Genomic DNA, 16,949 nt, shown 5'->3' on the forward strand with positions numbered 1-16,949 from the left:
AAGGGATCAGAATGTTCCGCAAGGTGCTGGTGGCCAACCGCGGGGAGATCGCGATTCGCGCGTTCCGCGCCGGCTACGAACTGGGGGCGCGCACGGTGGCCGTCTTCCCGCACGAGGACCGCAACTCACTCCACCGGCTGAAGGCCGACGAGGCCTACGAGATCGGTGAGCCCGGTCATCCGGTACTGGCCTACCTCTCGGTGCCGGAGGTCGTCCGGGCGGCCCGTCTGGCCGGCGCCGACGCCGTCTACCCGGGCTACGGGTTCCTGTCCGAGAACCCGGAGCTGGCGCGCGCCTGCGAGGAGGCGGGCATCACGTTCGTGGGCCCGTCCGCGCAGACCCTGGAACTGACCGGCAACAAGGCGCGCGCGGTGGCCGCGGCCCGCGAGGCCGGCGTGCCCGTGCTCGGCTCCTCGGCCCCCTCCACCGACGTGGACGCACTCGTGGCGGCCGCCGAGGGGATCGGCTTCCCGGTGTTCGTCAAGGCCGTCGCCGGAGGCGGCGGTCGCGGCATGCGGCGGGTCGAGGACCCGGCGGCGCTGCGCGAGTCCATCGAGGCGGCGTCCCGCGAGGCCGAGTCCGCCTTCGGCGACGCGACCGTCTTCCTGGAGAAGGCCGTCGTCGACCCGCGCCACATCGAGGTGCAGATCCTCGCCGACGGCGAGGGCGGGGTCATCCACCTGTTCGAGCGCGACTGCTCGCTGCAGCGCCGCCACCAGAAGGTGATCGAGCTCGCGCCCGCCCCGAACCTCGACCCGGCGGTGCGCCGGCGGATCTGCGACGACGCCGTGCGGTTCGCCCGCCGGATCGGCTACCGGAACGCGGGCACCGTGGAGTTCCTCCTCGACCGGGACGGCAACCACGTCTTCATCGAGATGAATCCGCGCATCCAGGTCGAGCACACGGTGACCGAGGAGGTCACCGACATCGACCTGGTGCAGTCGCAGCTGCGCATCGCCGCCGGGGAGACCCTCGCCGACCTCGGCCTGACGCAGGAGTCCGTCGTCCTGCGCGGCGCCGCCCTGCAGTGCCGCATCACCACGGAGGACCCGGCCAACGGCTTCCGTCCCGACACCGGCATGATCAGCGCCTACCGCTCCCCGGGCGGCTCCGGCATCCGGCTCGACGGCGGAACCACCCACGCCGGTACGGAGGTCAGCGCCCACTTCGACTCGATGCTGGTCAAACTGACCTGCCGGGGACGGGACTTCGGGGCCGCCGTCGGCCGGGCCCGGCGCGCGGTGGCCGAGTTCCGCATCCGGGGCGTGTCCACGAACATCCCCTTCCTCCAGGCCGTGCTCGACGACCCGGACTTCCGGGCCGGGCGGGTCACGACGTCCTTCATCGAGCAGCGGCCGCACCTGCTCACCGCCCGCCACTCGGCCGACCGCGGCACGAAGCTGCTCACCTACCTCGCCGACGTCACCGTGAACAAGCCGCACGGTCCGCGCCCCGAGCTCGTCGCCCCGGTCACCAAACTGCCCCGGCTGCCGGCCGGGCGGCCGCCCGCCGGCTCCCGGCAGCGGCTGGCCGAGCTCGGCCCCGAGGGCTTCGCGCGGAGCCTGCGCGAGTCGCCGACCCTCGGCGTCACCGACACCACCTTCCGCGACGCCCACCAGTCGCTGCTCGCCACCCGCGTCCGCACGAAGGACCTGCTCGCCGTCGCCCCGGCGGTCGCGCACACGCTGCCGCGGCTGCTGTCCCTGGAGTGCTGGGGCGGCGCCACCTACGACGTCGCCCTGCGCTTCCTCGCCGAGGACCCCTGGGAGCGGCTGGCCGCGCTGCGCGAGGCCGTGCCGAACATCTGTCTGCAGATGCTGCTGCGGGGCCGCAACACCGTGGGCTACACCCCGTACCCGACCGAGGTGACCGACGCCTTCGTGCAGGAGGCCGCCGCCACCGGCATCGACATCTTCCGGATCTTCGACGCGCTCAACGACGTCGACCGGATGCGGCCCGCCATCGACGCCGTACGGGAGACGGGGACGGCGGTCGCCGAGGTCGCGCTCTGCTACACGTCCGACCTCTCCGACCCGGCGGAGAAGCTGTACACGCTGGACTACTACCTGCGGCTCGCCGAGAAGATCGTCGCCGCGGGCGCGCACGTCCTCGCGGTCAAGGACATGGCCGGTCTGCTGCGCGCCCCCGCCGCGGCGAGGCTGGTCTCCGCGCTGCGCCGGGAGTTCGAGCTGCCGGTGCACCTCCACACCCACGACACGGCCGGCGGCCAGCTCGCCACGTACCTCGCGGCGGTCCAGGCCGGGGCGGACGCGGTGGACGGCGCGGTGGCCTCCATGGCCGGCACCACCTCGCAGCCCTCTCTGTCGGCGATCGTCGCCGCGACCGACCACTCCGAGCGGCCCACCGGCCTCGACCTGGGGGCGGTCGGCGACCTGGAGCCGTACTGGGAGAGCGTCCGCAAGGTCTACGCCCCCTTCGAAGCGGGCCTGGACTCGCCGACGGGACGCGTGTACCACCACGAGATCCCGGGCGGGCAGCTCTCCAACCTGCGCACCCAGGCCGTCGCGCTCGGCCTCGGCGACCGGTTCGAGGACGTCGAGTCGACGTACGCCGCGGCGGACCGGATGCTGGGCCGGCTGGTGAAGGTCACCCCGTCGTCGAAGGTGGTGGGCGACCTCGCGCTGCACCTCGTCGGCGCCGGGGTGGCGCCCGAGGACTTCGAGGCGGCCCCGAACCGGTACGACATCCCGGACTCCGTCGTCGGCTTCCTCCACGGCGAGCTGGGCACGCCGCCCGGCGGCTGGCCCGAGCCGTTCCGCACCAAGGCGCTGGAGGGCCGCGCCGGTCCCAGGCCGATGCGGGAGCTCACCGCGGAGGACCGCACCGGCCTGGCCGAGGACCGGCGCGCCACGCTGAACCGCCTCCTCTTCCCCGGCCCGACGCAGGCGTACGAGGCGCACCGCCAGGCGTACGGCGACACCAGCGTGCTCGACAGCAAGGACTTCTTCTACGGGCTGCGCCCCGGGAAGGAGTACGGCGTCGACTTCGGTCCCGGCGTGCGGCTGCTCATCGAGCTGGAGGCGATCGGCGAGGCCGACGAGCGCGGCATGCGCACGGTGATGTCCACCCTGAACGGCCAGCTGCGGCCGATCCAGGTGCGGGACAAGGCCGCGGCCGCCGGCCTCCCGGTGACCGAGAAGGCCGACAGGTCCGACCCCGGCCACGTCGCCGCGCCGTTCGCCGGCGTGGTCACGCTGGCCGTCTCCGAGGGCGACGAGATCGAGGCCGGCGCGACGGTGGCGACGATCGAGGCGATGAAGATGGAGGCCTCGATCACCGCCCCGAGGAGCGGGCGGGTCTCCCGTCTGGCCATCACCCGGATCCAGCAGGTGGAGGGCGGCGACCTCCTCGTCGAGATCGGCTGAGGCGGCGGACGGCGGGGGAGCCGCCGGGGCGCCGGAAAGGCGTCCCGGCGGCTCTCGTACCGCCGGCGCCTCCTGTCCGCCGGGGGTGCCGGGCAGGAGGCGCGAAGAGCGTTTCCGGTGCACACTGGGCACCAAAGTGGCGTCGAGTCCTGTTGGGGGCCGAAAGAGTGAACGGCGGCAGCGGCGGACGGCGCCTGCCCGGCCGCGGCTCGGCCGGGCGGGACCCGGCGGGACGCCGCGCTGCCGGGGAGAACACCCGGTTCCGCAGGGGCAGGGGCGTCATGCCGCCCGACCGGTTCACCATGCGCAGCCGGCTCGCCTGGCTGAACTCCGCCACCTCCCGGATCGGCACGACCCTGGACCTGGAGCGCACCGCGCAGGAACTCGCCGAGTTCACCGTGCCCCGCTTCGCCGACGGGGCGGCCGTGGACATCCTGGAGAGCGTCCTGCGGGGCGACGAGGGCTCCCGGTGGACGGAGCCGGGCATCCCGCCCCTGCGGGCCACGGCGCTGTGCGCCATCGAGGAGCTCTCCTCGCTGGAGCCGACGCCGGTGGGCGAGACCTTCGTCCACGCCGAGCAGCCCCACGAGACGCTGCTCCACCGGTACTGCCTCCGGCAGGGCAAGCCGATCATGCTGAGCCGCATGCGCGACGAGGACTTCCTGCGCGTCGCGCCCACCGCGAGCGCGGCCGCCAAGATGCGGGCCGCCGGGGTGCACAGCTACCTGGCCGTGCCCCTCATCGCCCGCGGACTGCTCCTCGGCAGCGCCGACTTCGTCCGCGCCCCCGGGACTCCCCCGTTCTCCACCACCGACCTGGCGCTGGCCGAGCAGCTCGCCTCCAAGGCGGCCGTCTTCATCGACAACGCCCGGCTGTACGGGCGCGAGCGCGAGCACGTCGTCTCCCTGCAGCGCAGCCTGCTGCCCCGCGTGACCCCGAAGACACCGGGCCTGCTGGTGCACGCCGAGTACGCGCCCTCGGCGGCCCACCACGGGGTGGGCGGGGACTGGTACGACGTGATGGCGCTGCCCGGCGGGCGGACGGCCCTCATGGTGGGCGACGTGATGGGGCACGGGCTGCCGGCCGCCGCCACCATGGGGCGGCTGCGGACCGTCGCCCGCACCCTCATGACCCTGGACACGGCGCCCGAGCGGATCCTGGCGCGGCTGGACCTGGCCACCCGCGACCTGGAGGACGAGCAGGTCGCCACCTGTCTCTGCGCCGTCTACGACCCCGCCGACTCCACGTACACGCTGGCGAGCGCCGGGCACCTGCCGCCGCTGCTCCTCGACGGGCAGGGCACCGCCGAGTTCGTCCCGGTCCCGATCGGCGCGCCGCTGGGGGCGGGGGTGATCCCGTACGACCCGCTGCGGCTCCGCGTCCCGGACGGCGCCCACCTGGTCATGTACACGGACGGGCTGGTGAAGTCCCGCGAGGAGGACGTGGACGCCCAGCTGGACCGGCTCCGCTCGGCGGCGCTGGAGCTGACCCCCGAGGCGCTGGAGCAGGGCGGTCTGGTGGAGTGCGCTCCGGCCGCCGCCGCCCGCTTCGACGAGGCCGTGCTCCTGGTGACGGCGGACTCCCCGCTCCCGGCCGGGGACCTGCGGGTGTGGAAGCTGCCGCATGACGGACGGGCCGCCTCGGTCGCCCGGGGCCTCGTCACCGGGCAACTCGCCGCGTGGGGGCTGGCGGAGCTGGCCGACGTGTCCGAGCTCGTCGTCTCCGAGCTGGTCGGCAACGCGCTGCGGTACGGGAACGGCCCGGGCGAGCTGCGGTTGCTGCGGGGCGAGCGGCTCGTCGTGGAGGTCTCGGACACCGGCCCCGACCTGCCCCAGATCCAGCACGCGGACCTCAGCGACGAGGGGGGACGGGGGCTTCAGCTCATCAACATGCTGTGCCGCAGATGGGGTTCCTGTCGCACCGTCACCGGCAAGGTGGTCTGGGCGGAACAGAACATGCCCTCCTGAAGCGGGCCCGGCGGGTACCGGAGGACGGGTCGCCGGGAGACCGCCGGTGACCGGCCCGCCGGGGCGTGCCGGTCACCGCTCGCGCCGGGTCAGCGGACGGCGAGGGCGACGACCTGGGTGACCGCCTCCGTGTCGAAGTTGTCGTCGCTGACCAGGATCAGCGACCGCTCGCCGGACGGCAGGACCGGTCCCCAGGTCATGCCCTCGGTGTTGTCGACGGTGGAGAGGCCGAGGGTGTCGAAGTCCGCGACGAGCGTCTTGCGCATCGCCGCCACGGGCTGCCCGGCCAGGGACTCCAGCGCCCGCACATCGGTCGCCCCGCGCGTGGTGGCGTCGTAGAGGCGGATCTTGTATCCCGAGCCGGCGACCCAGGTGCGCTCGAGCACGAGGTAGCGCTCGGGGTCGTCGGGGAAGGCGAGGATCGAGGGGACGCCGGTGTCCGGGCCCCAGGGGCTGGTCGGGTCGGACGCGGCGAAGATCTTCTCGACGGGGTACGCGAACTGTCCGAGCACCCGGCCTCCGCGCGTCTGCTGCGTGACCCGGACGAGGGCGCCGTGCTCCAGGTCGGGCACGGGGCCGTCCTGGATCAGCGGGCCTTCGACCGCGCTGGTCACCACGCGGCCGTGGGAGCCGAAGGTGATGGCCTCGACCGCCTGGTTCCGGCGCGGGCCGCGCTCCTCCATGGTGATCTCGTAGTTCGCCGGCAGTCGCAGCCGGCCCAGGTAGGCGCCGGTGGGGCCGGCGAACTGGACGGACGGCTGGATCACCGGTCCGGCGCCGACCGCCTTGGGCCGGTCGCCCTCCTGCGCCCACCAGTAGTCGCAGCTGCGCGGGTCGACCCGGATCTCCTCGGGGTCGACGGCCTTGCCGTCCCCGACGGACGGCGACGGGTAGACGGAGCCGTCCGGCTGGAGGAAGGGGTGGGTGCCGGTGAAGTCCACGGAGTGCACGCCGGCCGCGTCCACGTCCAGCTCGGCGGTGTAGAAGCGGGCGGGCTGCAGGGAGGAGCGGTCGTCGCTGATGAACACGTACTCGCCGGTGCACCGGTTGCGGTCGACACCGGAGAAGCCGCCGACCGTGGTGCCCTGGAAGTCGAGCTTGTGCGGGACGATTCTCTCACCGAGCAGGCGGGCGTGGGCGGCGCGCTCCGACGGGCGGCCCTCTCCGCCGGGTTGAGCGGCCACGGCCACGGCGGGGGCCAGCGTCGACGTCAGCAGCAGGGCCGCGGCGAGCGTCCGGCGCGTCAGGGAAGATCTCATGTCGATGATCTTGCCGTCACCCGGTGTGACGGCGCAGTCGCCCGATCGGGTGTTCCTGTCGGCGGGACGCGCCCGGGCCCCGCCGTGACGGCGGGGCCCGGGCGGGCGGTCGGACCGGTCAGCCGGGACGACGGTGCGTCAGAGGACGTTGACCCCGGTCCAGGCGGCGGCCACGGTGGCGTACTCGGGGCTGGTGGCGCCGTACAGGTCCTTCGCCGCGTTCAGGGTCGCCGTGCGGGCGCCCTTGTAGTCCGTGGTGGAGGTCATGTAGACGGTCAGCGCCCGGTACCAGATGGCGGCGGCCTTCTGGTTGCCGATGCCGGTGACGGTGGAGCCGTTGTACGTCGGGCTGTTGTAGGTGACGCCGTTGATCGTCTTGCTGCCGCTGCCCTCGCTGGCGAGGTAGAACCAGTGGTTGCCGACGCCCGAGGAGTTGTGCACGTCGAGGCGGCCGACGGACTTCGACCAGTAGTCGGCGGAGCGGCCGTCGAGGGAGGGCTTGTCCATGCGGCGCAGCCACGGCGGGGTGGACTGGTCGCTGAAGAGGTAGTCGGGGGTGTCGATCGCGTTGTTCGCGTACCACTCGACCATCGTGCCGAAGATGTCGCTGGTGGCCTCGTTCAGGCCGCCGGACTCGCCGCTGTAGCGCAGGTTGGCGGTGGCGGAGGTGACGCCGTGGGTCATCTCGTGGCCCATGGTGTCGAGGTCGACCTGCTCGGGGTCGACCGTGCCGTTGCCGTCGCCGGTCATCATGCAGAAGCAGGCGTCCGACCACTGGGCGTTGTCCCAGTTGGTGCCGACGTGGACGAAGACGGTGGCGCCGCGGCCGTCGTTCTTGATGCCGTTCCGGCCGAAGGTGCTCTTGTAGTAGTCGTACGTCTTCGCGGTGTTGGCGTGGGCGTCGACGGCGGCGGTGGAGCGGTCGGTGGAGAACTTCCGGCCGTCGCCCCAGATGTTGTCGGCGTCGGTGAACAGGGTGCCGGAGGAGCTGTTCAGGGACGAGGACGAGACGTTGCGCGCGTCCTTGGTGATGTGGCCGCGGGTCGGGTCGATCAGCGCGAAGGTGCCGTTGGCCTGCTGGGTGGTGTCGAGGGTGATGTCACCGGTGTACTCGGAGTGGCCGGTGCCGGTCGACTCGTGCTCGGAGTCGTAGTTCTCGATCGCGGCGCCGGTGGTGGCGTCGGTGACGAAGACCTCGCCGTGCGGCTGGCCCTTGTCGCCCAGGCCCTGCACGGTGGTGCGCCAGGCCAGGCGGGGGGCGCCGTCGGCGGCCCAGACGATCAGCTCGGGCGTGGACCTGGCGCTGCGCACCAGGCCGTTGGCGCGCTTGAGGGCGCCGGCCGCGGTTCCCTTGGCGTCCGTCGCGGGGGTGACGGAGGCGAGCGCGACCTTGCGGGCCTTGGCGTGGGTGGAGCCCTTGAGGGAGCCGTCGGCCTTCTGGTGGACGACGAAGTCGCCGCCGACGACGGGGAGGCCGCGGTAGGTCCGGTCGAAGCGGACGTGCTGGGTGCCGTCGGCGTCGATGACGACGTCCTTGACCTGGAGCGCCTGGCCCGCGCCGAAGCCGAAGACGTCGGCGTGCCGGGTCACGTTCGCCTCGGCCCGGGATATCGCCGTGTCGCGGGCGGAGTTCCCGTGCCGGCCCGCGTCGGGCTGCGAGTACGCGGGTACGGCCACCGCGCCCGTGGTGATGACGGCGGCGGCGACCATCGTGGAGAGGGCAAGGAGAGGACGGGACATGACGGGGTGTTCCTTCGCTCGTCGTGGGGGGTGACGACGTCCTTGGACGTTGACGCGAAGTGTTCACCAGGTGACATGTTCCTGACGTGATCCCATCTGGGATATAGCCCCGGAGTTATAGGGGGCGCACGACGAGGTCCGGCCGTCAGCCGTCCGCGCCGAGCGCGAACCCCTCGCCGCCGTCCTCCCACCAGGCCAGGTACCGCGGCCGCTGGCGCACCAGCGACAGGTACTCCGCGAGCAGCCGCTCGGCCACCGCGTCGGCGAGCTCCCGCGGAACGGACTCCGGGTTCCAGGCCAGCTGCAGCCGCCGGTGGAACGGGACGTCCACGAGCGGCCGCTGCACGGTGCCCTGGGCGGGCACCTCGGCGCTCGGCCACACCCCGCAGACGGCGCGCCGGCCGGCGACCAGGATCTGGGCCACGGACAGGTCCGGCGTCACGTGCGCGATGCGCGGGGTGAACCCCGCCGACTGGCAGGTGAGATGGAGGTACGCGTGCACCCCGCTCTCGTCGGCCTCCGGCATGACCCACTCCTCGTCGCGGAGGTCGCCCAGGCCGACGCTCTCCCGGCGCGCCAGCGGATGGTCCTCGGCGAGCAGGACGAAGACCGGCTCGCGCACCAGCGTGCGCGTCACGACCGACTCGCCGACCGGCAGCGGGAAGCCGGGGAACTCGCCGAACACCGCGATGTCGCATTTCGACTGGCTCAGCGCCTTCACGAGGGTATGCACCGAACGGCGGGCGTCGATGGCCAGCCGGCTCTCCGGCACGAGCTCGAAAAGGGCGGATATGAGCAGCGACACCAGGGGGCCGGCCGTGCCGCCCGCCCGTAGCGGCGCGACGGTCCCGCTGTTCGTCTCGGCGGCCGATCGCGCGTGCTCGCGCAGCCGGTCGAAGCCGACCACGAGGTCGCGTGCGCAGCGCAGGACGTACTGGCCGTGCTCGTTCGGCTTCACGCCCTCGGCGCTGCGGACGAAGAGCGGGCCGCCGAGCTCCTGCTCGATCCGTTTCAGTTGGGCGCTGGTGGCGGGCTGGGAGAGCTGCAGGCGTGCGGCGGCCCTGCGGATGCTGCCGGCCTCGGCGACGGTGAGCAGGACACGGAGGTGCCGGAACTCGAGGTGCATGAACTTTCCCCGCTCAGGGCGGAGGGCCCTGTGCACCCCCCGTGACCAGCAGAACCAGCTGCCCGAGGGGCATGGTCACCAAGACTCCGACGGACGCTCCGGGGCGGCAACCACGGGAGGGCAAAATCTACGTGGGCATGCCACGGTTTCGCATCGGCACCGCGCCGCCGGACCGCGCACCGGCGAGGCGCCACCCCCGGAGGCCCGCTTCCGCCGCCCGGGGGACCGGCCGGGAATCGACCGAGGACGGCTCGTTACAGTGGGTGCCATGCCTCGCACCTCGCCTTCGGTCGCTCTCGACGCCATGCTCGCCGGCAACCGCCGCTTCGTCGCCGGGACCCCGGACCACCCCAATCAGGACGCCGCCCGCCGCGCGCAGCTCGCCCCCGGACAGGAGCCGTTCGCGGTCATCCTCGGGTGCTCCGACTCGCGGCTCGCGGCCGAGATCATCTTCGACCAGGGACTCGGCGACCTCTTCGTCGTACGGACCGCGGGCCATGTGCTGGGGGCCGAGGTCCTGGGCAGCGTCGAGTACGCCACGAGCATGCTCGGTTGCCGACTGGTCGTCGTCCTGGGACACGACTCGTGCGGCGCCGTCGCGGCGGCCCGCGCCGCGGTGGAGGACGGACTGCCGGCGGCCGGATTCGTACGGGACGTGGTGGAGCGGGTGACGCCGAGCGTCCTGGCGGCCCGCGCCGCCGGTCTGAGCGAGGACAGCGACATCATCGACGAGCACATAAGGCACACGGTGCAGCTGCTCATGGACCGTTCCCGCGTCCTGTCGGAGCAGGTGCAGACGGGCGAGGTGGCGGTCGTGGGACTGGCCTACCAGCTCGCCGAGGGCAACGCCCGGCTGGTGACCTCGCACGGTGTGGAGAGCACGGAGTGAACGACCCCATGGCGCAGCGGTTCGACTGCGCGGACCCGTCGGCCCGCCGGGCCGGCATCGACGCGGCGGTGACCGCCCTCGGACGGGGGCGTCTCGTCGTCCTCCCGACGGACACCGTCTACGGCATCGGCGCCGACGCGTTCGACCCCAAGGCCGTCGCCGGTCTGCTGGCCGCGAAGGGGCGGGGCCGGCACAAACCCTCCCCCGTGCTCGTCGGCTCCAGGGCCGCGCTCGACGGTCTGGTCGCGGAGCTGCCGCGGAAGGCCGAGGAGCTGATCGAGGCCTTCTGGCCGGGCGGTCTGACGCTGGTGCTCCGCCACCGGCCCTCGCTCTCCTGGGACCTGGGCGAGACCGGCGGGACGGTGGCCGTGCGGATGCCCGATCACCCCCTCGCGCTGGACCTGCTGGCCGCGGCCGGCCCGATGGCCGTCTCCAGCGCGAACCTCACCGACCGGCCCTCACCGGAGGACTGCGACGCGGCCTTCGGGATGCTGGGCGACTCCGTGGCCGTGTACCTCGACGGGGGCCGGACCGCCGGGCCGGTGTCGTCGTCGATCGTCGACCTGACCGGCGACGCCCCGGTCCTCGTCCGGGAGGGCGTCCTGTCCGCCGCCGAGCTGGCGAAGGTCGTCCCCGATCTGGTCGTGCCCTGACCCCTCCCCCACCACCGCACCGCCGTTCCCGTTCCCGGGGGCGGCGGTGCCGTCGTTCCACGGGGCGGACGGTCCCGCGGCGGAAGAAACGTGGAAGTCCCGTCACCTTCCCGGTGAGCGGGAACCTCCCCCTGCGCCGGGGCGCCCCTCCCTGTCAGGCTCCGATCCGCTGTGGTTCCACCGCCCGCGCCCCGCCGGGGGGCGGGGCAGCAGGGAGGACGTGACAGATCATGAGGGGCGCGCAGACCATCGCCGGGCTCGCGGACTGGGCGGCGGAGCGGTACGGGGATGAGGAGGCCCTCGTCTTCGGCGAGGAGCGCTGGACGTTCGCGGAGCTCCGCGAGCGGGTGGACCGGGCGGCACGCGCGGTGATCGCGCAGGGGGTGCGCCCCGGCGACTCGGTCGCCGTGTGGGCCCCCAACAGCGCGCGCTGGGTGGTGGCCGCGCTCGGCGCGGTGGCGGCCGGCGGGGTGCTGGTCCCGGTGAACACCCGCTACAAGGCGGCAGAGGCCGCCGACATCCTGCGCCGCTCCCGGACCCGGCTGCTCTTCACCGAGCACGACTTCCTGGGCACGGACTACCGGGCGCTGCTCGCGGCCTCCGGGGAGGAACTCCCGCTCCTGGAGCGGACGGTGACCCTGCACTCGGCGGACTGGTCGCGGTTCCTGTCGGCGGCGGACGGGGTGACCGCGGAGGAGCGGCTGGCCCGTACCGCCGCCGTGCGCCCGGCCGACACCGCCGACGTCCTCTTCACCTCCGGCACCACCGGCCGCCCCAAGGGCGTGCCCGCCACCCACGGGCAGAACCTGCGCGTGTACGACGCCTGGGCCCGTACGGTCACCCTCCGGCGCGGCGACCGCTACCTCCTCGTCAACCCGTTCTTCCACACCTTCGGCTACAAGGCGGGCGTCCTCGCCTGTCTGCTGCACGGGGCCACGATCGTCCCGGAGCGGGTCTTCGACGCCGATGCCGTGCTCGGCCGGATACGGGACGAGCGCATCTCCGTCCTGACCGGCGCCCCGACGGTCTTCACCTCGCTCATCCACCATCCCCGGCGCGAGGCGTACGACCTGACCTCGATGCGGATGGCGGTCACGGGCGCGGCGAACATCCCCGTCACGCTCATCGAGGAGATCAGGACGTCCCTCGGCGCGCGGAGCGTCAACACGGCGTACGGGCTGACCGAGTCGACGGGCGTGGTCGCGATCTGCCCTCCGCACGAGTCGCCGGAGACCCTGGCCCGCACCTCCGGGGCGGCCCTGGAGGGCACGGAGCTGCGCGTCGACGCCCCGCCCGGGGAGCCGGGCGAGATCCTCACCCGCGGCTACCACGTGATGCACGGCTACCTCGACGACCCCGAGGCCACCGCCCGGGTCGTCGACGCGGAGGGCTGGCTGCACACGGGGGACGTCGGGGTGCTCGACGAGCGCGGGTTCCTGAGGATCACCGACCGGCTCAAGGACATGTTCGTCGTGGGCGGGTTCAACGTGTACCCGGCGGAGGTGGAGCAGGTGCTGCGCGGCCACCCGGCCGTCCGGGACGCGGCGGTCGTGGGCGCGCCGGACGCGCGGCTCGGGGAGGTCGGCGTCGCGTACTGCGTACCGGCGGGCGGGGCTCCGGTCGACGCGGCCGAGCTGACCGCGTACACGCGTGAGCGGCTGGCCAACTTCAAGGTCCCGCGCGCCTTCCGCTCCGTGCCGGCGCTGCCGCACAACGCGGCGGGCAAGGTCGACAAGAAGGCGCTGCGACGGTCGGCGGCGAACACCACCACTCGATGAGGAGAGTACGAACGTGAAGGACAGCATCACCGAGTCCGTCGACGTGGTCGTCGTCGGAGCGGGCGTCACCGGTCTGTACGCCGTGCACAAGCTGCGCGGTCTCGGCCTCGGCGTGCGCGGCTTCGAGCGCGGGGACGACGTGGGCGGCGTCTGGTACTGGAACCGCTACCCCGGCGCCCGCTGCGACGTGGAGTCCGTGGACTACTCGTACTCCTTCGACGAGGAGCTCCAGCAGGAGTGGGACTGGAGCGAGAAGTACGCCGCGCAGCCGGAGATCATCCGCTATCTGCGTCACGTCGCCGACCGCTTCGACCTGCGCCGCAGCTACACCTTCGCGACCTCGGTGACCTCCGCCGAGCTGGACGAGGACACGCTGCGCTGGACGGTCCGCACGGACGGCGGCGAGGTGGTGTCGGCCCGGTACTGCGTCTTCGCCGTCGGCTGCCTCTCCAGCACGCACGTCCCGGACATCCCGGGGGCCGGGGACTTCACCGGCGCCACGTACCACACCGGTGCCTGGCCGCACGAGGGCGTGGACTTCGACGGGCTGCGCGTCGGCGTGATCGGCACCGGCTCCTCCGGCATCCAGGCCGTCCCCCTGATCGCCGAGCAGGCGGCGCACCTCACCGTCTTCCAGCGCAGCGCCAACTTCAGCATCCCGGCGGGGAACGCGCCCCTGGACGAGGAGACGCGCCGCCGGCAGAAGGCCGGCTACGCCGAGCGGCGGCGGCTCTCGCGGCTCAGCGGCGGCGGCTCGCCCCACGCGGCGCACCCCTCGCCGACGTTCGCCGTCTCCCCCGAGGAGCGGCGGGCCGCGTTCGAGGAGCGCTGGGAGCTCGGCGGCGTCCTGTACTCCAAGACGTTCCCCGACCAGCTCACCGACCGCGCGGCGAACGACGAGGCGCGCGCCTTCTGGGAGGAGAAGGTCCGCGCGCTCATCGAGGACCCGGCCGTCGCGGACCTCCTCGTGCCGACGGACCACCCGATCGGCACCAAGCGGATCGTCACCGACTCGCACTACTACGAGACGTTCAACCGCGACGACGTGCGCCTCGTCAGCCTGCGGGAGAACGCGATCGAACGGATCGACCGCACCGGGATCGTGCTGGCCGACGGCAGCCGGGTGGAGCTGGACGCGATCGTGTTCGCGACCGGTTTCGACGCGATGACCGGGGCGATCGACCGGGTGGACGTCCGGGGGCGGGGCGGGCGGAGGCTGAAGGAGGCGTGGAGCGGGGGCCCCCGCACCTATCTGGGCCTGGGCGTCGACGGCTTCCCGAACCTGTTCAACCTCACCGGGGCCGGAAGCCCGTCCGTCATGGCCAACGTCGTGCTCTGCGCCGAGCAGCACGTCGACTGGCTCGCCGACTGCCTGCGCCATCTGGACGAGCACGGCTACCGCGCGATCGAGGCGACCGAGGAGGCCGTCGAGCAGTGGGTGGCGCAGTGCCGCGACCGGGCGGCGGCCACGCTGTTCCCGGCGGCGAACTCCTGGTACCTGGGGGCCAACATCCCCGGGAAGCCCCGGGTGTTCATGCCGTTCATCGGGGGCTTCGGGGTGTACGGGGAGATCATCGCGGACGTCGCGGCCTCGGGGTACAAGGGGTTCACGCTGATACGGGACTGATGCGGGCCGATGCGTGAAAGCGCCCCGCCCCCACCGGATCAGGTGGGGGCGGGGCGCGGACGCGTCCGGCGGTCAGCGCGGGGCGAGCGCCTCGCGCAGGGCGGCGAAGGCGGCCTCACGGGCCTCGGCCGCCGCGGGCAGGGCGCCCGCCATGGAGAGGAAGCCGTGGAACATCCCGGCGTGGTGGCGGGCCCGCACGGGGACGCCCGCGGCGGCGAGGGCCTCCGCGTACGCCAGGCCGTCGTCCCGCAGGGGGTCGAAGCCGGCGGTGACGACCTGGGCCGGCGGGAGTCCGGACAGGTCGGCGCCCGCCAGCGGGGCCGCGTAGGGGCTGGTGCGGTGGGCCGGGGCCTGCAGATAGCCGTCCCAGTACCAGCGCAGGTGGTCGGCGGTGAGGAAGTAGCCCCGGGCGTTCTCCCGGTGCGAGGGACGGGAGCGGGTGGGGTCGAGCATCGGGTAGTAGAGCGCCTGGCAGGCGATCTCGGGGCCGCCCCGGTCGCGGGAGAGCAGGGTGAGGACGGTGGCGAGGTTGGCGCCCGCGCTGTCCCCGGCGACGGCGATCCTCCTCCCCGGGTGGTTCTCCGCCGCCCACAGCAGGGCCGTGTAGGCGTCCTCGGGGGCGGCGGGGAAGGGGTGCTCGGGGGCGCGCCGGTAGTCGACGGAGACGACGACCGCCTCCGTGGCCAGGGCGAGGGAGCGGCAGAAGTGGTCGTGGCTGTCGAGGTCGCAGAGGACGAAGCCGCCCCCGTGGCAGAAGACGATCACGGGGGCGGTCTCGTGGACGGCCGGGTCGTAGACGCGTACGGGCACGCCGTCGGCGTCCTCGTCCGTGACGCGGGCGACGGGCGGTGGGGGGACGGCCGGCCTCGGGCGGGCGGCGAAGAAGGCGCGCACCTCGGCGATGTCCGTCATCTCCGTCGCCAGCGGGGGGAAGCCGGCGGTGGCCAGGTCGATGACCGCCTGGACCTCGGGGTCGGGCCGGTTCACGTGTCGGCTCCTTTCGGGGTGAGGGCGGGCATGCGGCCGGCCGACGCGCCGCCGTCCACCGCGAGTTCGGCGCCGGACAGGTAGGAGGAGTCGTCGGAGGCGAGGAAGGCGACGAGGCGGGCCACCTCCTCGGGCTCCCCCACCCGCCCGAGGGGCGCGGCGGGGTGGTCCTTGGTGCCCAGGTGGGCGGTCATCGCCGTGGCGATGGCCCCCGGGTGGACGGAGTTGACCCGGATGCCGTCCGGGCCGAGCTCCAGGGCGGCCGTCCTGGTCAGGCCGCGCAGCCCCCATTTCGCGGCCCCGTACGCGCCGTGTCCCCAGATGCCCTGGAGGCCGGCCTGCGAGGAGATGTTGACGACGGACCCGCCGCCGCTCTCCCGCATCGCTCCGGCGACGGCGCGGACGCCGAGGAACGGGCCGATCAGGTTGACGCGGAGGATCGCCTCCAGACGGGCCGGGTCCTCCTCGGTGATGGGCGAGGTGGAGTAGATCGCGGCGTTGTTGACGAGGACGTCGAGCCGGCCGAAGGCGTCCAGGGCGGCGGCCACGGCGGCCTCCCAGGACCGCTCGTCGGTCACGTCGTGGCGTACGAAGCGGGCGGCGGCGCCGAGCGAGGCGGCGGTCGCCTCGCCCTCCGCCTCCAGGACGTCGGTGAGGACGACCTTCGCGCCGAGGGCGGCGAACAGGCGGGCCTCTGCCTCGCCCATGCCGCGTGCCGCGCCGGTGACCAGCGCGACCTTTCCTGTCAGGTCGACGGGCATCAGGGGTTCTCCTCGATCGGTCGGAGGGTCGGGCCGGTCGTCCAGCCGCCGTCGACGGCCAGTTCGGCGCCCGTGACGTAGGAGGCGGCGTCGGAGAGCAGGAAGGCGACCGCCCGCGCGATCTCCCGGGGCTCGCCGACCCGCCCCATCGGTGTGTCCGGGTACTTGCCCTCGCCCCGCTCGATGCCCACGTGGGCGGTCATCGGGGTGTGGATCATGCCGGGATGGACGGAGTTGACGCGGATCCGGTCGGCGCCGAGCTCCACCGCGCCGAGCTTGGTGAGCCCGCGCACGCCCCACTTGGCGGCGCCGTAGCCGGCGGTCCGGGCCAGGCCCATGAGACCGGCCGCGGAGGAGACGTTGACGATGGACCCGCCGCCGCTCTCCCGCATCACCGGGATCACGGCGCGCATGCCGAGGAAGACGCCGGTGAGGTCGATGTCGACGACGCGCCGGAAGGCCTCGGCCGTCTGCTCCTCCAGGAGGTGGGAACCGCCCGAGATCCCGGCGTTGTTGACGAGTCCGTCCACCCGGCCGAACGTGGCGGCCGCGAAGTCGACGACCTCGCGCCAGTCGTCCTCGGAGGTGACGTCGTGGCGGAGGAACCGGGCGTGGCCGCCGAGCTCCCCGGCCGTGGCCCGCCCCTCCTCCTCGCGCACGTCGGTGAGGACGACCCGGGCGCCGGACTCGACGGCCGCCCGGCCGGTCTCCGCGCCGATCCCCCGCGCCCCGCCGGTGATGATCACCGTCCTGCCCCGCAGGTCCGTCACGGGGCC

Annotated in this window: 12 protein-coding genes; 6 read left to right on the top strand and 6 right to left on the bottom strand. The window is 73.5% G+C overall.

What is annotated here, in order from left to right; genetic code table 11:
* Positions 1–11 precede the first annotated feature (11 nt).
* Positions 12–3,386: a pyruvate carboxylase gene (locus tag ACFYUZ_RS25265; protein WP_389312801.1), complete on the top strand. Its 3,375-nt coding sequence runs from the start codon at positions 12–14 to the stop codon at positions 3,384–3,386.
* A gap of 167 nt (positions 3,387–3,553) precedes the next feature.
* Positions 3,554–5,353, top strand: a complete 1,800-nt coding sequence (locus ACFYUZ_RS25270) for a SpoIIE family protein phosphatase (protein WP_389312803.1) — start codon at positions 3,554–3,556, stop codon at positions 5,351–5,353.
* Between the two features lie 89 nt (positions 5,354–5,442).
* On the opposite strand, the gene ACFYUZ_RS25275 is transcribed toward ACFYUZ_RS25270, so the two are convergent.
* The 3 genes from ACFYUZ_RS25275 to ACFYUZ_RS25285 all read right to left on the bottom strand — a co-directional run bounded on the left by ACFYUZ_RS25275 (position 5,443) and on the right by ACFYUZ_RS25285 (position 9,478).
* Complete coding sequence (locus ACFYUZ_RS25275) at positions 5,443–6,612, bottom strand: esterase-like activity of phytase family protein (protein WP_389312805.1); 1,170 nt, start codon at positions 6,610–6,612, stop codon at positions 5,443–5,445.
* A 138-nt stretch (positions 6,613–6,750) separates the two neighbouring features.
* Positions 6,751–8,352 carry a M4 family metallopeptidase gene (locus ACFYUZ_RS25280; protein WP_389312807.1) on the bottom strand — a complete coding sequence of 534 codons (1,602 nt, stop codon included), beginning with the start codon at positions 8,350–8,352 and terminating at the stop codon, positions 6,751–6,753.
* Between the two features lie 145 nt (positions 8,353–8,497).
* Positions 8,498–9,478, bottom strand: coding sequence for a LysR family transcriptional regulator (locus tag ACFYUZ_RS25285; RefSeq protein WP_389312809.1), 981 nt, complete (start codon positions 9,476–9,478; stop codon positions 8,498–8,500).
* A gap of 268 nt (positions 9,479–9,746) precedes the next feature.
* Here ACFYUZ_RS25285 and ACFYUZ_RS25290 point away from each other — a divergent pair, with 268 nt between their 5' ends.
* The 4 genes from ACFYUZ_RS25290 (at position 9,747) to ACFYUZ_RS25305 (ending at position 14,425) form a co-directional block, all read left to right on the top strand.
* A complete protein-coding gene (locus ACFYUZ_RS25290; RefSeq protein ID WP_389312811.1) occupies positions 9,747–10,367 on the top strand; it encodes a carbonic anhydrase in 621 nt (206 codons plus the stop codon).
* An 8-nt stretch (positions 10,368–10,375) separates the two neighbouring features.
* Entirely contained in the window at positions 10,376–11,020 is a 645-nt protein-coding gene (locus ACFYUZ_RS25295; protein WP_389313178.1) for an L-threonylcarbamoyladenylate synthase, read from the top strand.
* Positions 11,021–11,250: 230 nt separating this feature from the next.
* The gene (locus ACFYUZ_RS25300; protein ID WP_389312813.1) at positions 11,251–12,798 is read left to right on the top strand and encodes a FadD3 family acyl-CoA ligase; all 1,548 of its coding nucleotides are present in this window, start codon (positions 11,251–11,253) and stop codon (positions 12,796–12,798) included.
* Positions 12,799–12,811: 13 nt separating this feature from the next.
* Entirely contained in the window at positions 12,812–14,425 is a 1,614-nt protein-coding gene (locus ACFYUZ_RS25305) for a flavin-containing monooxygenase (protein WP_389312815.1), read from the top strand.
* A gap of 72 nt (positions 14,426–14,497) precedes the next feature.
* Here the strand turns inward: ACFYUZ_RS25305 and ACFYUZ_RS25310 are convergent, their stop codons facing one another.
* Genes ACFYUZ_RS25310 through ACFYUZ_RS25320 form a run of 3 tightly spaced genes read right to left on the bottom strand, consistent with a single transcriptional unit; the run spans position 14,498 to position 16,943 of the window.
* Entirely contained in the window at positions 14,498–15,412 is a 915-nt protein-coding gene (locus ACFYUZ_RS25310) for an alpha/beta hydrolase (RefSeq protein WP_389312817.1), read from the bottom strand.
* Complete coding sequence (locus ACFYUZ_RS25315) at positions 15,409–16,173, bottom strand: glucose 1-dehydrogenase (RefSeq protein ID WP_389312818.1); 765 nt, start codon at positions 16,171–16,173, stop codon at positions 15,409–15,411. Before ACFYUZ_RS25315 ends, ACFYUZ_RS25310 begins: the two co-directional genes overlap by 4 nt.
* On the bottom strand, positions 16,173–16,943 hold the full coding sequence (locus tag ACFYUZ_RS25320; protein ID WP_389312820.1) for a glucose 1-dehydrogenase: 771 nt from the start codon (positions 16,941–16,943) through the stop codon (positions 16,173–16,175). Before ACFYUZ_RS25320 ends, ACFYUZ_RS25315 begins: the two co-directional genes overlap by 1 nt.
* Positions 16,944–16,949 lie beyond the last annotated feature (6 nt).

This window comes from Streptomyces sp. NPDC004266, assembly GCF_042874095.1.
Taxonomy (GTDB): Bacteria; Actinomycetota; Actinomycetes; order Streptomycetales; family Streptomycetaceae; genus Streptomyces.

What these genes read in the sequence shown, in the direction of transcription:
- ACFYUZ_RS25315 (WP_389312818.1), bottom strand. Translation starts at nt 16,173, where the DNA reads ATGCCCGTCGACCTGACAGGAAAGGTCGCGCTGGTCACCGGCGCGGCA.
- ACFYUZ_RS25275 (WP_389312805.1), bottom strand. Translation starts at nt 6,612, where the DNA reads ATGAGATCTTCCCTGACGCGCCGGACGCTCGCCGCGGCCCTGCTGCTG.
- ACFYUZ_RS25280 (WP_389312807.1), bottom strand. Translation starts at nt 8,352, where the DNA reads ATGTCCCGTCCTCTCCTTGCCCTCTCCACGATGGTCGCCGCCGCCGTC.
- ACFYUZ_RS25300 (WP_389312813.1), top strand. Translation starts at nt 11,251, where the DNA reads ATGAGGGGCGCGCAGACCATCGCCGGGCTCGCGGACTGGGCGGCGGAG.
- ACFYUZ_RS25295 (WP_389313178.1), top strand. Translation starts at nt 10,376, where the DNA reads ATGGCGCAGCGGTTCGACTGCGCGGACCCGTCGGCCCGCCGGGCCGGC.
- ACFYUZ_RS25285 (WP_389312809.1), bottom strand. Translation starts at nt 9,478, where the DNA reads ATGCACCTCGAGTTCCGGCACCTCCGTGTCCTGCTCACCGTCGCCGAG.
- ACFYUZ_RS25290 (WP_389312811.1), top strand. Translation starts at nt 9,747, where the DNA reads ATGCCTCGCACCTCGCCTTCGGTCGCTCTCGACGCCATGCTCGCCGGC.
- ACFYUZ_RS25265 (WP_389312801.1), top strand. Translation starts at nt 12, where the DNA reads ATGTTCCGCAAGGTGCTGGTGGCCAACCGCGGGGAGATCGCGATTCGC.